The sequence below is a fragment of the Gottfriedia acidiceleris genome (assembly GCF_004138285.1).
Lineage (GTDB): Bacteria > Bacillota > Bacilli > Bacillales > Bacillaceae_G > Gottfriedia > Gottfriedia acidiceleris_A.
On sequence record NZ_SCFN01000051.1, the window covers coordinates 1 to 2262 of the forward strand.

At 50.4% G+C, this 2262-nt stretch carries 1 rRNA gene; it reads right to left on the reverse strand.

The features are described 5' to 3' along the window. Nucleotides 1-2192, reverse strand: a 23S ribosomal RNA gene (locus EP747_RS23890); the annotation flags it as partial. Nucleotides 2193-2262: the final 70 nt, after the last annotated feature.

Here is a 2262-nt window from a genome sequence, read left to right on the forward strand (position 1 = left end):
CCGAAGCTAGCGCTCCGGCTTCTCAGGCTCCTACCTATCCTGTACAAGCTGTACCAAAATTCAATATCAAGCTGCAGTAAAGCTCCACGGGGTCTTTCCGTCCTGTCGCGGGTAACCTGCATCTTCACAGGTACTATAATTTCACCGAGTCTATGGTTGAGACAGTGCCCAAATCGTTACGCCTTTCGTGCGGGTCGGAACTTACCCGACAAGGAATTTCGCTACCTTAGGACCGTTATAGTTACGGCCGCCGTTTACTGGGGCTTCAATTCAGAGCTTCTCCCGTAAGGGATAACCCCTCCTCTTAACCTTCCAGCACCGGGCAGGCGTCAGCCCCTATACTTCGCCTTGCGGCTTCGCAGAGACCTGTGTTTTTGCTAAACAGTCGCTTGGGCCTTTTCACTGCGGCTCTCCCGGGCATACACCCAAAAGAGCACCCCTTCTCCCGAAGTTACGGGGTCATTTTGCCGAGTTCCTTAACCATAGTTCTCTCGCTCACCTTAGGATTCTCTCCTCGCCTACCTGTGTCGGTTTGCGGTACAGGCACCTATTTCCTCGCTAGAAGCTTTTCTTGGCAGCGTAGAATCAGGAACTTCGGTACTATATTTCCCTCGCCATCACAACTCAGCCTTACGATGTGCGGATTTGCCTACACATCAGCCTAATTGCTTGGACGCGCATATCCAGCAGCGCGCTTACCCTATCTTTCTGCGTCCCTCCATCGCTCAAACGGAAATGAGGTGGTACAGGAATATCAACCTGTTGTCCATCGCCTACGCCTTTCGGCCTCGGCTTAGGTCCTGACTAACCCTGGGAGGACGAGCCTTCCCCAGGAAACCTTAGGCATACGGTGGACGGGATTCTCACCCGTCTTTCGCTACTCATACCGGCATTCTCACTTCTAAGCGCTCCACCAGTCCTTACGATCTAGCTTCAACGCCCTTAGAACGCTCCCCTACCACTGATACCATACGGTATCAATCCGCAGCTTCGGTGATACGTTTAGCCCCGTTACATTTTCGGCGCAGAGTCACTCGACCAGTGAGCTATTACGCACTCTTTAAATGGTGGCTGCTTCTAAGCCAACATCCTGGTTGTCTAAGCAACTCCACATCCTTTTCCACTTAACGTATACTTTGGGACCTTAGCTGGCGGTCTGGGCTGTTTCCCTCTTGACCACGGATCTTATCACTCGTAGTCTGACTCCTATGGATAAGTCATTGGCATTCGGAGTTTGACTGAATTCGGTAACCCGTTGGGGGCCCCTAGTCCAATCAGTGCTCTACCTCCAAGACTCTAACACATAAGGCTAGCCCTAAAGCTATTTCGGGGAGAACCAGCTATCTCCGAGTTCGATTGGAATTTCTCCGCTACCCACACCTCATCCCCGCACTTTTCAACGTGCGTGGGTTCGGACCTCCATTCAGTGTTACCTGAACTTCATCCTGGACATGGGTAGATCACTCGGTTTCGGGTCTACGACCACGTACTATATCGCCCTATTCAGACTCGCTTTCGCTGCGGCTCCGTCTCTTCAACTTAACCTTGCACGGGATCGTAACTCGCCGGTTCATTCTACAAAAGGCACGCCATCACTCATTAACGAGCTCTGACTATTTGTAAGCACACGGTTTCAGGTTCTCTTTCACTCCCCTTCCGGGGTGCTTTTCACCTTTCCCTCACGGTACTGGTTCACTATCGGTCACTAGGTAGTATTTAGCCTTGGGAGATGGTCCTCCCAGATTCCGACGGAATTTCACGTGTTCCGCCGTACTCAGGATCCACTCAAGAGGGAACGAGGTTTCAACTACAGGGTTTTTACCTTCTTTGACGGACCTTTCCAGGTCGCTTCATTTACCCCGTTCCTTTGTAACTCCGTATAGAGTGTCCTACAACCCCAAGAGGCAAGCCTCTTGGTTTGGGCTATCTTCCGTTTCGCTCGCCGCTACTCAGGAAATCGCTATTGCTTTCTATTCCTCCAGGTACTTAGATGTTTCAGTTCCCTGGGTCTGTCCTCAGTACCCTATGTATTCAGGTAAAGATACTACTCCATTACGAGTAGTGGGTTCCCCCATTCGGAAATCTCCGGATCAAAGCTTACTTACAGCTCCCCGAAGCATATCGGTGTTAGTCCCGTCCTTCATCGACTCCTAGTGCCAAGGCATCCACCGTGCGCCCTTTCTAACTTAACTAATTTTAAAACTAATTGAATTAAACTTACGCAGTTTAATGAATGACATTATCTAGTTTTCAAGGTACAAA